This is a genomic window from Dickeya ananatis (assembly GCF_019464615.1).
Taxonomy (GTDB): domain Bacteria; phylum Pseudomonadota; class Gammaproteobacteria; order Enterobacterales; family Enterobacteriaceae; genus Dickeya; species Dickeya oryzae.
This window is the reverse complement of record NZ_CP040816.1, coordinates 1511060-1527171: the sequence shown is the minus strand read 5'-3', so window position 1 is coordinate 1527171 and position 16112 is coordinate 1511060. Positions and strand designations below refer to the sequence as shown.

Here is a 16112-nt window from a genome sequence, read left to right as displayed (position 1 = left end):
CGGTTGAGGTATAGTCCGTACAATGTGCGGTGATAATGATGCGGCAATGCGTTTTTCCACAGCTGATGTGAGTGAGTATGTCCGAAATAATGTCCGAGCAAGTGTCCGGGAACCTGTCCCAGCGTTTTCGTTTTGCCATCGCACTGCTGCTAACCGGCATCCTGTCTGGTCTTGGCGGTATGTTACTGGCGCTGTTGCTCCACACCATTCAACACCTGGCCTATGGTTACAGTGTGGACCATATCATCAGCGAGGAAAGTTTTTTACAGGGAGTCAGTGCGGCAGAGCCCACCCGCCGGTTTCTTGCCTTGCTGGCAGGCGGGCTGATCGCCGGGTTGGGCTGGTACGCGCTCTACCGCTATGGCCGTCGGCTGGTGAACATCAACGCGGCATTACAGGCTGATAAGCCTGACATGCCGATAAAAGAAACCATCATCCACACCTTATTACAGATTACGACCGTAGCACTCGGCTCACCACTGGGTCGGGAAGTGGCACCACGTGAACTGGGGGCATTGGCCGCCAACCATCTCTGTCGCGCATTACGCATGACCCCGGAAGACACCCGGTTGCTGATTGCCTGCGGTGCCGGTGGTGGGCTGGCGGCGGTGTATAACGTTCCGTTGAGCGGCGCGCTGTTTGTTGTGGAAGTCTTGCTGGCGCGCGTTCAGATCAAAACCTGTCTGGCTGCTTTTTTCACCAGCGCGACAGCCGCCCTGATAGCCCGTGTCGCGCTGGGTGATGAATACCAGTACCACCTCACGATGCCGCTGACGGTATCCAGCGACCTGACCGTCTGGGCGTTGATCTGCGGGCCGATATTCGGGGTCGCCGCCTATGGGTTTAGCCGACTCACCCGCCATGCCCGGCAGCATTCACCGCGAGACGCCTGGCTGATTGTCACCAACCTGCTCAACTTCGCGTTACTGGGCGCGCTGGTGATCATCCTGCCGCAACTGGCTGGCAACGGCAAAGGGCCGGCGGAGCTGAGCTTCACCAGCCAGCTGTCAGTATCGATGGCATTACTGCTATTGGGGTGCAAGGTGTTAGTGCAATGGGGCAGCTTGCGCGCTGGCGCGCAAGGCGGCTTGCTGACACCGGGACTTGCGAACGGCGCGTTACTGGCAGTGGCGTTAGGCGGTATCTGGTCGTGGTTCTTTCCGGACAACCAGCCGGGTGCCTATGCCGTCATTGGTGCCGCCGCGTTTCTGGCGACATCAATGAAAATGCCGATCACCAGTCTGGTTCTGATTATGGAACTGACTCATGTCAGCGACGATTTCTTTGCGCCCATGGCACTGTGTATTACCGGCGCGGTCGGTACCGGCATGCTGATTGAGAACATGACGGCAGATAAAAAATAACGCTGGATACCCATCGACGGTGGGTAAACGAGCGGGCAATACAGCCATCGTCATTCTGGTGGCACCGCTTTCGCCTTGCTGATTTCATCGAAATAGAGCATGGAATTGGTCATGCTCTGGCGAGCATTCACCAGCGTACTGCGTAACGCGACTAGCCGTCTTCCCTGCAACATGAGCACGAACGGCGAGTTATCCCTGACCGCCCGTTGCAATTGCTGGTAGATATCACGCCGCACCACGGGATCGCACTGCGCGGCGGCCGCTCGCGTCATCTGGCTGAGTGCCGGAGGGGCCGACCACCCCAACCGCCCGGCCAGCGTGCCGGGCTGGCTAAGCGCGAACGCGCTGGCATTACTGTTAGGATCAATATAGTCTGGCCCCCAGTAGGTAAATACCGCCTCAAAGCGACCGCTACGCATACGCGTCCACAGTTCGCTCTCCACCACCATCTGCACATCAATGCGAATATCGGCACGAGCGAAACTGTCCTGCAACGCCTGCGCCACCTCCACATACGGTGGTTGATTCGCCACCAGTAAGGTAAACCGGCTGCCCGCTGCTATTCCGGCATCGCGCAATACCTGCCGCGCTTTCGCCACATCCAGCCGGAACGGCTCTTCCTGCAGCGCGGCATCAAAGCCCTGCGGCAAAAAATTCTGATGCACGCTGAACTGTTTTTTCAACAATTGCTGCGCAATGCTCTGGTAGTCAACCAGCCAGCGCGCCGCCTGCCAAAAAGCGGGTTGCCCGAGAAATGACGCCGTCTTGCTGCGCGTATTAAAACCCAGATAGTAGATTTTGGTGCCTGATGTCATTTGCACCGTCACGCCGGGGTGGCTTTCCAGAGCGCTGAATTGATCAGCCCCCAGGTCGTACGCGACATCGGCATCACCTTGTAGCAGCAACAGGCGCCGCACACTCGGGTCGGCCACGTCTTTTAAAATCACCCGCGGTAATATCGGCGGATGACGGGCGTAGGGGTTACTCTCCAGCAACAAAGCCTGCTGCGGCAAATAGTGTCGAATGTGATAACTGCCGCTGCCTGCCGAATGCGTCTTCAGCCATTTGTTGCCGAAATCGCCGTTATCACTGTGTTTTTCCACCACTTTACTGTCGACAATCAGCGCGACGCTGGCCGACAGCAGCCGCAACACCAGTTCGCTGCCAATATCGCGACTCCAGCGTATTTCCAAGCGCTGATCGTCGATTTTGCGAAATTGTGCCTCGATATTGCCCGGCTCCCACCCCAGCTCATTGAGAATAAACGCCGGTGTTTTATTGAGCTTCACCGCCCGGGTCAGTGAATAAATCACATCATCAGCCTGTACCGGGTTACCGGAAGCAAACACCGCACCGGGGTCCAGGGTAAACGTCAGGCTTCGTTCGTCCGCGCCGGGATGCCAGTCAAGCGCTAACGCGGGTTCCAGTTGGGTGGGGTTATCACGACTGCTGGTGACCAGTCCTTGATACAGTGAGGTAAGGCAGCTGCTGCTGACAGTTTCAAAACTTTCCGCCGGATCAAAACTGATAATACTGTTCAGGGAAATGGCGACGACCAGCGTATCACCCGGTGTCGACGCTTTCGCTGGCAGACTGAATAGCAGCATCAGTAAAACGGCAAACCATACCTTCATCGTTTCGTCCTCAGTATCGCGGCATCCATATGGTCAGAAGGATGGTGGTCAGCGGGATCCTGTTCTATGGGATGATGTTCCGTGAGATCATGTTCAGTGAGACTGTAGCCTGCCGTCTTGCATCCACAACACGCGATCACACATGTGTTCCATCACATTGCGGTCATTGCTGACCAGTATCATGGTCAGGTCGTCGCTCTCCCGCAGACGTGTAAGTAGATTGAACACTCGCGCCTGCCCGAGCATGTCCAGCGCGGAGGTGGCATCATCAAGCAATAACACGCGCGGGCGCATCAGTAACGTGCGCAATAACGCCATCAGTTGGCGTTGTCCGCCAGATAATTGATGCGGGTAATTATCCAGCAGATAGCCGGGCAAACCCAGTTGCCCCATCCCTTGTGCCAGTCGCTCATCCACATCGGATACGCCCATCAGCCGCAACGGGTCGCTCAGGGTTTTACGCAGCGTATGGCGTGGATGCAACGACGCGTAGGGGTCCTGAAAGACCATCTGTACCTGTCGCCGCAAGACCGCCCCGAATGACCGACCGGGATGTATCGGCTGCTCAAGCAATGTCATCGTTCCCGACCAGTGGGGGTTCAGCCCGGCCAGTGCCCACAACAGTGAGGACTTGCCACTGCCGGATGGCCCGGCCAGCCCGAAACATTCGCCCTGTACCACCGTAAAACTGGCGTTATGCACAACGTCATGGCGCTGATACCCCTGCCAGTGCGCCACACTCACCTGCTCGACTACCACGGCCATCAGTTCGTGCATCATGCCGTTCCTTCCGGTTCGTCCGGCATCATCGGCAATATCTGCCCGTGCGTCTGTTTACCCGGCTGGGAATGCCAGAGCATCTGGGTGTAAGGGTGTGTCGCATTCGGTAGCTGCGACGCGGGCAGCGTATCCACCAGATGGCCCTGGCGCATCACCAGAATGTGGGCACAATGGTGCACGACCAGTGGTAAATCATGGCTAATCAACAGTAGCCCCATGTGGTGTTCGGTGAGCAAGTGGTCAAGTAACGACAGCACCTGCACCCGGGTTTCCCTGTCCAGCGCAAAGGTGCGTTCATCGATAATCAACAGATCCGGCTGGGTAATCATCGCCATCGCCAGCATCACCCGTTGTGCCATACCGCCGGAAATCTGGTGAGGATAACAGGCCAGCACCCCACCGGACTCCGCCAGACCAACAGCGTTAAGACTCTCCAGCACGCGTTCTTGTCTTTCATGGCGCGGCAACCGGGTGTGCAGCCGCAGCGGCTCCTCCATTTGCCAGCCTATCGTGCGCATCGGGTTTAATGCCTGCTTCGGCTCCTGCATCACCATCGCGACACGCCTGCCACGCCATTGCCGCCACTGCGTCGAACTAAACCGCAACAGGTCCTGCCCGGCCAGCTCAAGCCGCTCCGCCTGCATCTGACACTCATACGGCAGCAATCCCATCAGCGCCCAGGCCAATAGCGATTTCCCCGCGCCGGACTCGCCCACCAGCGCCACCCGCTCTCGCCGCATACTAAATGACAACGGGTGCACCAGCACGTGCGGCTGACCGTTACGACGCCAGATCGAAAGATTTTCGACCTCCAGCAAGCAGGAGTCAGTGTTTGCCATAACGAGGATCCAGTCTGTCGCGCAGAGCGTTGCCCAGTAAATTAAAGGTCAGGCTGGTAAATAAAATCGCCAGCCCCGGCATGGTGGCAACCCACCACTGTTCCAGCATCACATTACTGCCTTCCGCTACCATCGCGCCCCATTCCGCCATCGGCGGCGGTGCGCCCAACCCCAGAAAGCCCAGGCCAGCGGCCGCCAAAATCATATTGCCCGGCGTCATCGCGGCACGGGCCATCGCACCAGGCAGACACAATGGCAGTACGTGGCCATACATCAATCGCCATCCACTAATGCCTTGCATACGGGCGGCCAGCAGAAACTCACTGTTACGCAGCGCCATCGTTTCAGCTCGCGCTTGTCGGGCAAACTGCGGCCAGGCACTTAACGCCAGTGCCAGTGCGCCATGCAGTAATCCTGGGCCCAGCACCGCGACCAGCGACAGCGCAATCACCAATCCCGGCAGCGCCAGCATGATATCCGTCAGTCGCATCAATACTTTATCTATCCAGCCACCCAGATACCCTGCGCCCACCCCCACGATAAGCCCAACGGGAATCGTGATGATGAGAATCAGCGCCACCATAATCAATACGGGGCGGGTACCGTAAATCACCCGTGATAACAGGTCACGCCCAAAACCGTCGGTCCCCAGCCAATGCGCCTGGCTCGGTGGTTGCAATCGCTGGATGATATTGTGGGTATAAGGGTCAAACGGTGCCAGCCAGGGGGCGAAAAGCGCCACCAGCGTCAGTAAGATCAGCATAAAAAAACACACATTGATGCTGTTGAGCGCAACGCGACGACGCGCCGGCCGACGGCTAACCGGGAACAGAAATGTCCACCTCATCGTGTACGTGGGTCCAGCAAAAAGATCAGCGCATCCGCCAGTGCATTGAGCAGGATGAAACAGACCCCAATCAACAGCGTCGCCCCCAGTACCGCCGGAATGTCAGCGGCAAACAGCGCCGTCGTCAGGTAACGCCCTACGCCAGGCCAGGAAAACACCGTTTCCACCAGAATCGCCCCTTCCAGCAAGCTGGCGTAAGACAGCATCAATACCGTCACCATGACCGTCTGAATATTGGGCAGGATATGAAAAAGCAGGATACGCCACCGACTGGCCCCCATCGCACGGGCTAACGTGACGTATTCTTTACCACTCTCTTCCAACAGCGCCGTGCGTAACATCCGTGCGATGCTGGCCATTGACACAAACCCCAGTACGCAGGCGGGCAGCCACAGGTGTGCCAGCGCGTTACGAAGCATCGCCAGATCGCGACTCCAGTTGCCGAATAACACAAATCCGGTCGGTAATTCGGCCGAATACTGATAAACGTCATCGATCCGTCCCGGCCCGGCAGACCAGTGCAACACCGAGTAAAACAGCAACAGGCTGAGTAATCCAATCCAGAATACCGGTACGGAATACCCCAGCAACGCCACCGTACGCACCAGATAGTCTAAAACACCGCCGGGTTTCAACGCCGATAACAGCGCCAGCGTAATGCCTCCGCCAAATCCAAGCACGATGGCGCTGGTCGCCAGTTCAAAGGTAGCCGGGAAGGTGCGCAGTAAATCGTCCAGCACCGGTTGCGAGGTGGTACGCGATACGCCGAAGTCGCCTTGCATCAGCGCACACAGGTAATCCCAGAATTGCAGCCACAATGGCTTGTCGAGCCCCAGTTGCTGGCGCACCTGGCTATAGGTAGCATCGCTGGCATGTTCTCCCGTGACGGGCAACACCTGATCAACCGACGCTAAATGGGTTAACAGGAAGGTAAAAAACAACAAGCCCAACAACGTCAGGCACAATGAAAGGAAACCACCCAGCACCTTGCCGGGACGCGCCGCAGTTCCCCATATCTGTTGATAAAATGAACTCATTGACGGTGGCCTTGTTGCCGGTCTGACAATCCCAGTCGTGACACGTTGCCTGCATGGTATCATCACTGCCGCCGGACCGGTATAGACAACCGCCGCCTCAGTGTATGCCTACCCTGCTGGCTAACACCGCCAACGTGCCGCCAGAACACCACCAATATCAATCAGCACGGGGACTCCTGTGCCGGGCCAATGGAGAGGTTTTGTTGCAGCTCACGCACCCGCTGCGCCAGCGCGCTCAGGCTTTCGTCCTCCATACCGTAATGATTCAGTTCCTGTTCCAGTGCGAACAGATACTGGGCATTGGTACCGAGCGGCCCGCTGGCGCGGGCAATCAACGGCGCGATGCTCTGAATACAGGTATCCGCTTCCAGCAATGGATGTTCCGGGTTGGTGACAAACACCAGCGCGGTAATCGGCTCCCGGTTCTGACACCGTAACTCGCACCACAATGGCCGGTAACAGCCGGTCAGCATTTCGCGCTTCCACAGCAGTTCCAGTTCGTCGCGCAGCGTCATTTCAGGCAACCGATAGGCCAGCCCGGTCGTTTCGCCTCCCGGTTTCAACCCCAGCATGCGGCCGGGCTGACTGTGCGTCCCACGCCCTGCGGTAAGGCGCAGACAAAAGGTACGATGCCAGCCATGAAGCGTTGCCACACAGACTTCTTCGGCATCAAACACCGGGTTCCACATCAACGAGCCATAGCCAAACACCCAGACAGGGCTTTGATCGGGGCGGGATGCCAACGTGCACGCCAGAGATGCCTCTCGCTGCTGAGGCGTTAGCAGCAATGATTCATCAATTTTTCCAAACGAGGTTTTACAATCCGCTTTCTGCAAGAAATCACGCGTCAACACTACCTACTGCCCTCACTAAAACGATTTTACTGCGCGGCGGCATCGCCTTGTCTATTCTGGCCGATTATCAACCCTATAATCAACGCAGGTATTGCTTATTTCTACGGCAAAATATCGTTAATCTTTACCAGAATTATCATAAAGCCGATGAGACATTAAGAGCTGTAAGAAAATGCAATGACAACAAGGTGGAGTGACCACGCCTTAAGCACTATCTCGCCCGGCCCCCGGCATTCGGTACCATCGCATCAGGAATCGTGTCAAGAATAAACACCGGGCTTGCCGCCCAACGCACAACCATTCGATTAATGAAAAAATAGCACTCACGCCTTATTTATTGCTCGATAACCCTAAAAACAACTATGTATAGAAAGATAAAGTGCGTTATTCTTTAGTAAAGAGAGTAAACAAAACCAACAAATTCTTTTATTATTAATCATATAAATATTAAATAACAAAAACCCTCAGCCACCTTTCATTTTATGAGGTTACCCTGAGGTTTCAGCAATAATTCAACACCGAGATTATCACGAGGCAGCGAAAACATTCAGGTAACACCGCCGACTATGGCCAGCGCCAGGCTATATCTTGTCGGCAGCGATAAACACCCGGATACCGCCTCAGCATTTTTTCCAAAACGAATTGTTTCCAAAACGCATAGCTTCTCGCGCTGCATTGCTTGCAAGAAACCGTTTTTCACCACCTGTTGCTTTCACGACATTCTGTTTGCAGACGGTATTTTTTTCAGACGGTATATAAGGAGACCCGACCATGCCGACATCCACTGACGCGGTGAAAACCCGTCATCACGAATATACCTTGATTTTCCCCCTGCTGGCGTTGCTGGTGCTCATGCTCTGGGGTGATAGTCGCAGCTTGCCCGCCATGGTCGGCATCAATCTGCTGGCGTTGGTAGGGATCCTCGCCAGCGCATTTAGCGTGGTGCGCCATGCGGATGTGCTGGCGCATCGTCTGGGTGAGCCCTACGGGTCGCTTATCCTCAGCCTGTCGGTCGTCATTCTCGAGGTCAGCCTGATTTCAGCGCTGATGGCGACCGGGGACGCAGGCCCGACGCTGATGCGCGATACCCTCTACTCCATCATTATGATCGTCAGTGGTGGTTTGGTCGGTTTCGCCCTGTTGCTGGGCGGGCGAAAATTCGCCACGCAGTACGTTAATCTGGGCGGAATCAAACAGTACCTGATGGCTATCTTTCCGCTGGCGGTGCTGGTGTTGGTGTTCCCGGCCGCCTTACCGGACGGCAATTTTTCTGTGGTGCAATCCATTATTATCGCGCTGATTTCAGCCATGATGTACGGCGTCTTCCTGCTGATTCAAACCCGTACGCATCAAAGCCTGTTTGTTTATGAGCATGAAGACGAGGGCGATGACGGCGACCCACATCACGGCAAGCCTTCCGCACACAGCTCTGCCTGGCATGCCGTCTGGCTGCTGGTCCACCTGGTGGCGGTCATTGCCGTAACCAAGATGGACTCCCCGCAGTTGGAAGGGCTGCTGGACGCTATGAACGCCCCGTCCCAGTTCACCGGTTTTCTGGTCGCGCTGCTGATCCTCTCGCCGGAAGGTCTGGGGGCGATTACCGCCGTACTGCGTAATCAGGTGCAACGTGCGATGAACCTGTTCTTTGGTTCCGTGCTGGCAACCATTTCGCTGACGGTCCCCGCCGTGACGTTGATAGCTACCCTCACCGGCCGGACGTTGCATTTCGCCCTCGACTTGCCTCACATCGTGGTGATGCTATCGGTACTGATCTTGTGCCAGATTTCGTTTTCTACCGGTCGCACCAATGTGCTCAACGGTAGCGCTCATTTGGCGCTGTTTGTGGCGTACCTGATGACCGTCATGCTGTAAGCACACCGCTGTTCTCGCTGTGCCGGTATCGACAACGTATATCGGCGCAGGCCGCCAGCGACGATCGACAGTGTGGCACGGCCGCAATAGCGACACATTTACCCCGAAAAAACCTTTCTATTGATTTATCGCTGGATCTTCGCCAAAAAACAGGCGTATGGTATCGACTTTGGACTGTGTCCTACCGTGGTGGCTGCGTTTTTTATTCACGTTTTTCAGGCAACCACCGCAGGCGGCACACGCCCTGGCCGTGACGGGCCGCTGTCGACCCGCCTGTTTTTCATTGTTTGGTTCTTGCTTTCCATGAAATCACACCGAATTAACGGTATCAGACCGTTCAGCGCGCTGATTGAAGCCTGCTGGCGAGAAAAGTACACCTTATCGCGTTTTACCCATGATGTTATCGCCGGCATTACTGTCGGTATTATCGCCATCCCACTGGCAATGGCGTTAGCTATCGCCAGCGGCGTGCCACCGCAGTACGGGCTTTACACCTCGGCGGTTGCTGGATTGCTGATCGCCATCTGCGGCGGTTCGCGCTACAGCGTATCGGGGCCGACAGCCGCGTTTGTGGTCATTCTCAACCCGGTGTCGCAACAGTTTGGTCTTTCCGGCCTGCTGGTCGCCACCCTACTCTCCGGGGTCTTTTTACTGCTGATGGGGCTGTGTCGGCTGGGTCGGCTGATTGAATACATCCCCTTGCCGGTCACGCTTGGCTTCACATCGGGTATCGCCATTACCATCGCCACCATGCAGGTAAAAGACTTTTTCGGCCTGACGATGGCGACCGTGCCGGAGCACTATGCCGCCAAAGTCGCGGCGCTGGCGCTGGCTATGCCCACACTCAACATCGGCGATACCCTTATCGGCGCCACTACACTATTGGTATTGATAGTCTGGCCCCGACTCGGCGTTCGCCTGCCGGGGCACCTCCCTGCACTGCTGGCTGGCACCGCCGTAATGGGGGTGCTGTCATCGTTTCATATCGAGATCGCCACCATCGGTTCGCGTTTTAGCTACCTGTTGGCCGACGGCAGCCACGGGCAAGGGATCCCGGCGATCCTGCCGCAGTTTGTCCTGCCGTGGAACATCCCCGCGCCGGATGGGCACACCATGACGCTGAGCTGGCAAAGCCTGTCCGAACTGCTGCCAGCCGCATTTTCGATGGCGATGCTGGGTGCCATTGAATCGTTGCTATGTGCCGTCGTACTGGATGGGATGACCGGCCGAAAACACCACCCCAGCAGCGAATTGCTGGGCCAGGGCATCGGCAATATGGTTGCCCCGTTCTTTGGCGGCATTACCGCTACGGCGGCGATCGCCCGCTCGGCGGCAAACGTGCGTGCGGGTGCGACCTCACCTATCGCCGCGGTGATCCATGCCTTGCTGGTATTGCTGTCTTTGCTGGTGCTGGCCCCTTGGCTGTCTTATCTGCCGCTCTCCGCCATGGCGTCGTTGCTGCTGCTGGTGGCCTGGAACATGAGCGAGGCGCACAAAGTGGTCTATATCCTGCGCCGGGCACCACGCGACGATATCCTGATATTGCTGTTGTGCATGGGGTTAACCGTTCTGTTTGATATGGTGATCGCCATTACGGTTGGTATTGTGCTGGCCTCATTGCTGTTTATGAGGAATGTGGCGCGCATGACCCGACTGAGCGAACTGCCAGGCACCGTTGCAGACCAGCGGCTGGTGCTGCGAATCAACGGCCCGCTATTCTTTGCGGCCGCGGAGCGCCTGTTTACGGAACTGATGGAACGTGTCGAGCCTTATCCAACCATTATCCTGCAGTGGGATGCGGTCTCGGTGCTGGATGCGGGCGGCCTTAATGCATTCCGCCATTTTGTGGAATTGTTACCGCCGGAAAAACAGTTGATTCTTACCGACATCCCGTTTCAGCCGCTCAAAACACTGGCTCGGGCGAATGTGACACCGATTGCCAACCGGCTGGGCTTCTACGCGACGCTGGAACAAGCACTGGCAGAAACAAAGCCCCAGCACGACGCTCTCAACGCCTGACGACCGACCGGCCTTAGCATTGCGCGAGGCCGGTTTTTCCTCATCAGTTAAAGAACAGATAGGTTAAAAAACAGATTAGCAAAATGCGGCTGACGCCACGGAATGCACCGAGAGGCATTCCGCCTGCTGACTCAGCACCAGTTCGTAGCCGCGGCACGCTCGCTCGATTATCTGCAACTGGTCGCCAGACAACGCATACGGTAACTGGATATCCAGCTCCGTCACCCCATGTTGGCATGCCAGTGTAATCAACCGAGAAAGATTGGTTTCATCGCTGGCCTGAGTGGACAGCACCTGCATCGCCAGCTCCAGCAGGTCATCTTTCCCCGTGGCACCGGTCGTTCCCACCGCCATGGAAGATTTGGTCACCATACCAAAAATAGGCATAACACCATACAACGCATCAACAAAACGCCAGCGCTTGCGGCACAGCGCACCCAGGTACGCGGTGTAATCAATACACATCCTTTCAGAGGAGCCCGCAGGCCCAGAGTGAGCCTCTTCCATCCCTTCTCTCCTTTCCGCCAGGCGACCATTGCCGTCGCGCCATTCACATCAACCATTACAACGTAAAAAGGATTAATAAGGTATAGTATCTCTAACAATTGTAGAGCTATACGGCAAAAGCAGGGGCTTTTCTGCTGGCAATGCGATCCAGCGCACCCTACGCTTTTGCCGTCGCTTCCATGCTGTCGCATGAACCATAATACGCGTACTGTTGTGAGTAGAATGTCATGTATAAAGTTGTTTTTGTTGAGGATGATCCGGAAGTTGGCAAACTGATTGCAGCCTATCTGGGCAAACATGATATTGATGTGCACATCGAGCCTCGTGGTGATAACGCACTGGCCTTCATCGAAGAACAACAACCCGACCTGGTGCTACTGGACATCATGTTGCCCGGCAAGGACGGTATGACGATTTGCCGTGAACTCCGCCCGCAATACACCGGCCCGATCGTTCTGCTCACCTCGCTCGACAGCGACATGAACCACATTCTGTCGCTGGAGATGGGGGCCGATGACTATATCCTGAAAACCACGCCGCCCGCGGTCCTGCTGGCACGTTTGAGATTACATTTCCGTCAATACGCCGCCGCACCGCAACCTGTCGTTGAGAAAAACACCCCGGAAAAAGCACAGGTGCAGGTGCATAAATCGCTACATTTCGGCCTGCTGTGTATCGACCCGGTTAACCGCGACGTCACGCTGGCGGACGAAAATATTCCGCTTTCCACGTCGGACTTCGATTTACTGTGGTTACTGGCTACCCACGCCGGGCAGATCATGGATCGTGAAGCGTTGCTCAAGGCGTTGCGCGGCGTCAGTTACGACGGTATGGATCGCAGTATTGATGTGGCGATTTCCCGTCTGCGTAAAAAACTCTACGACAACGCACTGGAGCCAGTGCGTATCAAAACCATCCGCAACAAAGGCTACCTGTTCGCCCCGAATGCCTGGGAGACCCTCACGCCATGAAAAAACTGTTTATTCAGTTCTTTCTACTGCTGTTTGCCAGCTTTCTGGTGATGACGCTGCTGGTCGGGTTGGTGTACAAAGTCACGGCGGAGCGCGCCGGTCGACAATCGATGGACGACCTGATGAAAAGCTCGCTGTACCTGATTCGCAACGAGTTACGCTCCATCCCCCCCAGAGAGTGGCACAAGACCATCAACCAGATGGATCTCAATTTGTCGTTCAAGTTACACATTGAGCCCATCAATAAATATCGGCTCAGCACGCTGGCGCAACAACGGCTGATTCAGGGTGAAATCGTCGCGTTGGACGACGAGTACACCTTCATCCAGCGTATTCCGCGCAGCCATTATGTGCTGGCGGTCGGCCCTATTCCCTACTTGTTCTTCCTGCATGAAATACGTCTGGTCAATTTACTGTTTCTGGCGTTAATCGGCCTGTCGCTGGCGCTACCGGTGTTCTTATGGATGCGCCCACACTGGAAAGCGATGCTACGACTGGAAAGTGCGGCACAACGGCTGGGTGACGGTCATCTGGAGGAACGCACCCATTTTGATAATACCTCCAGCCTGTTTCGCCTGGGCGTGGCATTCAACCGTATGGCCGATAACCTCAACCAATTGATTACCAGTAAGAAACAGCTTATCGACAATATTGCCCATGAGCTGCGCACCCCGCTGGTTCGGTTGCGTTACCGGCTGGCGATGAGCGACAACCTGACCGATGACGAGCAGGAAGCCATCAACCGGGATGTCGGCCAACTCGAAGCGCTCATCGACGAACTGCTGACCTACGCCCGTCTTGACCGGCCGCAGGTGACGCTGCATCTCGAAGAGATCGACCTGTCGCAATGGCTGCAAAAACGGGTCGATGATTTTCGACTGGTGCACGATGACAAACTGATTGAACTGGATGTCGCGAGCGGTAACCATTTCGGCTATGTCGACCTGCGCCTGATGGAGCGGGTACTGAATAATCTGGTCAATAATGGTTTACGTTTCTGCCAACAACGCCTGCGGGTAGGGTTGACGCTCGATCAGCAGACCGCGTGTCTGCAAGTGGAAGATGACGGGCCAGGTATCGCGCCGCAAGACCGTGAGCACATTTTCGAACCCTTCATCCGTCTGGAGGCTGGCATCGAAAACAGCAGTGGCGGTTGCGGTCTGGGACTGGCCATTGTTCACGCCATCGTGCGAGCTTACAATGGCACTGTCGAAGTCGACAGCAGCCCGTTGGGAGGCGCTCGTTTCCTGTTCCGCTGGCCGATTGTCACCGCCAAACCCGCGTCAAACTCTTCGTCTGCGAACCTTGTACAATCCGTTACACGCGGAAACCAAACACTCACAGATCGTTAGCGTAGCTTATCTTATGCTTCAGTCATCGGCCCACCCTGGGGCTTGAAATGTGAACGGGATAACGAGGAATTTACGATGAAAAAATTTTTAGTGTTGATCGCAGGTGCGGCTCTGGGTCTGTCCTCTGTAGCCTTCGCAGCTGGCACCACTGCTGCTCCGGCTAACGCCCCGGCAACTGCTGCCGCTCCGGCTAAAGCGGATACCGCGAAAAAACCGGTGAAAAAAGTTGAGAAGAAGAAAGCGGCCCAGAAAGCTCAGGCAGCTAAAAAACACAAAAAAGTAGCCAAGAAAAAAGCTCCGGCTGCTCAGAAAGCCCAGGCTGCCAAAAAACACAAAAAAGTAGCTAAGAGAAAAGCCCCGGCTGCTCAGAAAGCTCAGGCTGCCAAAAAACACAAAAAAGTAGCTAAGAAAAAAGCCCCGGCTGCTCAGAAAGCCCAGGCTGCCAAAAAACACAAAAAAGTAGCTAAGAAAAAAGCCCCGGCTGCTCAGAAAGCTCAGGCTGCCAAAAAACACAAAAAAGTAGCTAAGAAAAAAGCCCCGGCTGCTCAGAAAGCTCAGGCTGCCAAAAAACACAAAAAAGTAGCTAAGAAAGCTCCGGCTGCTCAGAAAGCTCAGGCTGCCAAAAAACACAAAAAAGTGAAAAAAGCGAAAAAAGTTGCTGCTCCAACAGCCGCTTAATTCACCCAGGTAAGAAATAGTTAATGGTCATGAACACCGGTAGCGATTATCGGCATGACAGTAGTGTTATAAAACACCCGGTTCGCCGGGTGTTTGTTTCATGGGGGACCTGATAATGCTGCGGCGTTATTCATTCGAAATCATGTTGTCCTTCCTGCTTATCTGCGCGTTGGTCATTGTCGTCTTTTTCCTGTAATCCGATTTCACTCTCACCAACGCGCCCAAATCAGGTTATTCGATCCACCTGACTACCCTATCGTTTCCTGCTTTGATGTCGGCATGCTACGTTTATAGTGGATTGATGACGGTTACTACGCTGAATTTTTTCATTTTTAAAGGCCATTCATTACATGCGCATATCAGCCTGGTTGTTATGTTCATTGAGCGTGCTCGCCCCTTACGTGTGGGCCGATGACGACGCCTCAACCCTGACGGAACAACAAAAACAGACCCTGTTCTTTAATCATGATGATCGCGATAGCGTGCCGGATACCTCCCAGTGGCCATGGCAGGCGATTGGTCAATTAGAAACCGCCAGCGGCAACCTGTGCACCGCCACCTTGATTTCGCCCCATCTGGCACTGACGGCAGGCCACTGTGTCGTAGCACCACCCGGTGTACCGGACAAACCGGTCGCACTGCGTTTTCTGTCGACAGAAAATGGCTGGCGCTATGAAACCGATAAAATTGAAGCGTTAACCAATAAGAAACTGGCCAAAATGTTAAAAGCGGACGGTGATGGCTGGATTGTTCCCCCCGCTGCCGCACCGTGGGATTTCGCCCTGATTCGCCTGCGGGAAACACCGCCGGGCATCCGCCCATTACCTATCTGGCAAGGCACGCAGGAAGAACTGAAAACCGCGCTGGATGCGGCACAACATAAGGTTACTCAGGCCGGTTACCCGGAAGACCATGAGGACACCTTGTACCGCCATCAGGATTGCCAGATTACCGGTTGGGTCCAGAAAACCGTGATGGCCCACCGTTGCGACACCTTACCGGGCGATAGCGGTTCGCCGTTGATGCTGAAAACCGCCGGTAGCTGGATTCTGGTCGGCATCCAAAGCTCCGCCCCGGACGCCAGCAACCGCAAACTCGCCGATAACCGCGCTGTTGCAGTCACCGCCATACGCCAGCAGTTGGAAGCACTGGCTAAAGAGAAACGCTGATAGCAATGACCCGCCGGTATCGTCGCTGACGTGCCGGCAGTTTCCCGTTCCCTCCCCTATACCGTCTGCCCCTACCCCTTTTTTGCCGTAAAAGCCCACAAATTGTTAATGGTATTAACCTTCTCTTATACCTAAGAGTAACCTGTTCATACCTTTTACCGACAAGTTGAAACTTATCTTTCAATGAAG

The 16112-nt window shown here is 55.4% G+C and carries 15 protein-coding genes; 8 read left to right on the top strand and 7 right to left on the bottom strand.

The window, feature by feature from the left end:
- Positions 1–77 precede the first annotated feature (77 nt).
- Entirely contained in the window at positions 78–1364 is a 1287-nt protein-coding gene (locus FGI04_RS06610) for a chloride channel protein (RefSeq protein WP_342701055.1), read from the top strand.
- 50 nt (positions 1365–1414) lie between these two features.
- Here the strand turns inward: FGI04_RS06610 and FGI04_RS06605 are convergent, their stop codons facing one another.
- The 6 genes from FGI04_RS06605 to FGI04_RS06580 form a co-directional block, all read right to left on the bottom strand.
- Entirely contained in the window at positions 1415–2998 is a 1584-nt protein-coding gene (locus tag FGI04_RS06605; RefSeq protein WP_407336462.1) for an ABC transporter substrate-binding protein, read from the bottom strand.
- A 93-nt stretch (positions 2999–3091) separates the two neighbouring features.
- Positions 3092–3775, bottom strand: coding sequence for an ABC transporter ATP-binding protein (locus FGI04_RS06600; RefSeq protein ID WP_342701298.1), 684 nt, complete (start codon positions 3773–3775; stop codon positions 3092–3094).
- Positions 3775–4617, bottom strand: a complete 843-nt coding sequence (locus FGI04_RS06595) for an ATP-binding cassette domain-containing protein (protein ID WP_342701057.1) — start codon at positions 4615–4617, stop codon at positions 3775–3777. Before FGI04_RS06595 ends, FGI04_RS06600 begins: the two co-directional genes overlap by 1 nt.
- Complete coding sequence (locus FGI04_RS06590) at positions 4604–5464, bottom strand: ABC transporter permease (RefSeq protein WP_342701058.1); 861 nt, start codon at positions 5462–5464, stop codon at positions 4604–4606. Before FGI04_RS06590 ends, FGI04_RS06595 begins: the two co-directional genes overlap by 14 nt.
- A complete protein-coding gene (locus FGI04_RS06585) occupies positions 5461–6501 on the bottom strand; it encodes an ABC transporter permease (protein ID WP_342701059.1) in 1041 nt (346 codons plus the stop codon). Before FGI04_RS06585 ends, FGI04_RS06590 begins: the two co-directional genes overlap by 4 nt.
- 161 nt (positions 6502–6662) lie before the next feature.
- Positions 6663–7355, bottom strand: a complete 693-nt coding sequence (locus FGI04_RS06580) for a gamma-glutamylcyclotransferase (protein ID WP_342701060.1) — start codon at positions 7353–7355, stop codon at positions 6663–6665.
- A gap of 771 nt (positions 7356–8126) precedes the next feature.
- Between FGI04_RS06580 and chaA the strand changes: the two genes are divergently transcribed.
- Together chaA and dauA are read left to right on the top strand one after the other, a co-directional pair.
- Positions 8127–9227, top strand: coding sequence for a sodium-potassium/proton antiporter ChaA (gene chaA / locus FGI04_RS06575; RefSeq protein ID WP_407273333.1), 1101 nt, complete (start codon positions 8127–8129; stop codon positions 9225–9227).
- 303 nt (positions 9228–9530) lie between these two features.
- Positions 9531–11246 carry a C4-dicarboxylic acid transporter DauA gene (dauA, locus tag FGI04_RS06570; protein ID WP_342701299.1) on the top strand — a complete coding sequence of 572 codons (1716 nt, stop codon included), beginning with the start codon at positions 9531–9533 and terminating at the stop codon, positions 11244–11246.
- A 75-nt stretch (positions 11247–11321) separates the two neighbouring features.
- On the opposite strand, the gene FGI04_RS06565 is transcribed toward dauA, so the two are convergent.
- Positions 11322–11753: a hypothetical protein gene (locus FGI04_RS06565; protein ID WP_342701062.1), complete on the bottom strand. Its 432-nt coding sequence runs from the start codon at positions 11751–11753 to the stop codon at positions 11322–11324.
- A 227-nt stretch (positions 11754–11980) separates the two neighbouring features.
- On the opposite strand from FGI04_RS06565, the gene rstA reads away from it, so the two are divergent.
- The 5 genes from rstA (at position 11981) to FGI04_RS06545 (ending at position 15923) form a co-directional block, all read left to right on the top strand.
- On the top strand, positions 11981–12724 hold the full coding sequence (gene rstA / locus FGI04_RS06560) for a two-component system response regulator RstA (protein ID WP_342701063.1): 744 nt from the start codon (positions 11981–11983) through the stop codon (positions 12722–12724).
- Positions 12721–14076 (top strand): two-component system sensor histidine kinase RstB, encoded by a 1356-nt coding sequence (rstB, locus tag FGI04_RS06555; RefSeq protein WP_342701064.1) that lies wholly within the window; start codon positions 12721–12723, stop codon positions 14074–14076. Before rstA ends, rstB begins: the two co-directional genes overlap by 4 nt.
- A gap of 75 nt (positions 14077–14151) precedes the next feature.
- Positions 14152–14754, top strand: coding sequence for an acid resistance repetitive basic protein Asr (asr, locus tag FGI04_RS06550; protein ID WP_407336461.1), 603 nt, complete (start codon positions 14152–14154; stop codon positions 14752–14754).
- A 100-nt stretch (positions 14755–14854) separates the two neighbouring features.
- A complete protein-coding gene (locus tag FGI04_RS21420) occupies positions 14855–14950 on the top strand; it encodes a hypothetical protein (protein WP_016942431.1) in 96 nt (31 codons plus the stop codon).
- Positions 14951–15104: 154 nt separating this feature from the next.
- On the top strand, positions 15105–15923 hold the full coding sequence (locus FGI04_RS06545) for a trypsin-like serine peptidase (protein WP_407336460.1): 819 nt from the start codon (positions 15105–15107) through the stop codon (positions 15921–15923).
- Positions 15924–16112 lie beyond the last annotated feature (189 nt).

What these genes read in the sequence shown, in the direction of transcription:
- FGI04_RS06610 (WP_342701055.1), top strand. Translation starts at nt 78, where the DNA reads ATGTCCGAAATAATGTCCGAGCAAGTGTCCGGGAACCTGTCCCAGCGT.
- FGI04_RS06605 (WP_407336462.1), bottom strand. Translation starts at nt 2,998, where the DNA reads ATGAAGGTATGGTTTGCCGTTTTACTGATGCTGCTATTCAGTCTGCCA.
- FGI04_RS06600 (WP_342701298.1), bottom strand. Translation starts at nt 3,775, where the DNA reads ATGCACGAACTGATGGCCGTGGTAGTCGAGCAGGTGAGTGTGGCGCAC.
- FGI04_RS06595 (WP_342701057.1), bottom strand. Translation starts at nt 4,617, where the DNA reads ATGGCAAACACTGACTCCTGCTTGCTGGAGGTCGAAAATCTTTCGATC.
- FGI04_RS06590 (WP_342701058.1), bottom strand. Translation starts at nt 5,464, where the DNA reads ATGAGGTGGACATTTCTGTTCCCGGTTAGCCGTCGGCCGGCGCGTCGT.
- FGI04_RS06585 (WP_342701059.1), bottom strand. Translation starts at nt 6,501, where the DNA reads ATGAGTTCATTTTATCAACAGATATGGGGAACTGCGGCGCGTCCCGGC.
- chaA (WP_407273333.1), top strand. Translation starts at nt 8,127, where the DNA reads ATGCCGACATCCACTGACGCGGTGAAAACCCGTCATCACGAATATACC.
- dauA (WP_342701299.1), top strand. Translation starts at nt 9,531, where the DNA reads ATGAAATCACACCGAATTAACGGTATCAGACCGTTCAGCGCGCTGATT.
- FGI04_RS06565 (WP_342701062.1), bottom strand. Translation starts at nt 11,753, where the DNA reads ATGGAAGAGGCTCACTCTGGGCCTGCGGGCTCCTCTGAAAGGATGTGT.
- rstA (WP_342701063.1), top strand. Translation starts at nt 11,981, where the DNA reads ATGTATAAAGTTGTTTTTGTTGAGGATGATCCGGAAGTTGGCAAACTG.
- rstB (WP_342701064.1), top strand. Translation starts at nt 12,721, where the DNA reads ATGAAAAAACTGTTTATTCAGTTCTTTCTACTGCTGTTTGCCAGCTTT.
- asr (WP_407336461.1), top strand. Translation starts at nt 14,152, where the DNA reads ATGAAAAAATTTTTAGTGTTGATCGCAGGTGCGGCTCTGGGTCTGTCC.
- FGI04_RS21420 (WP_016942431.1), top strand. Translation starts at nt 14,855, where the DNA reads ATGGGGGACCTGATAATGCTGCGGCGTTATTCATTCGAAATCATGTTG.
- FGI04_RS06545 (WP_407336460.1), top strand. Translation starts at nt 15,105, where the DNA reads ATGCGCATATCAGCCTGGTTGTTATGTTCATTGAGCGTGCTCGCCCCT.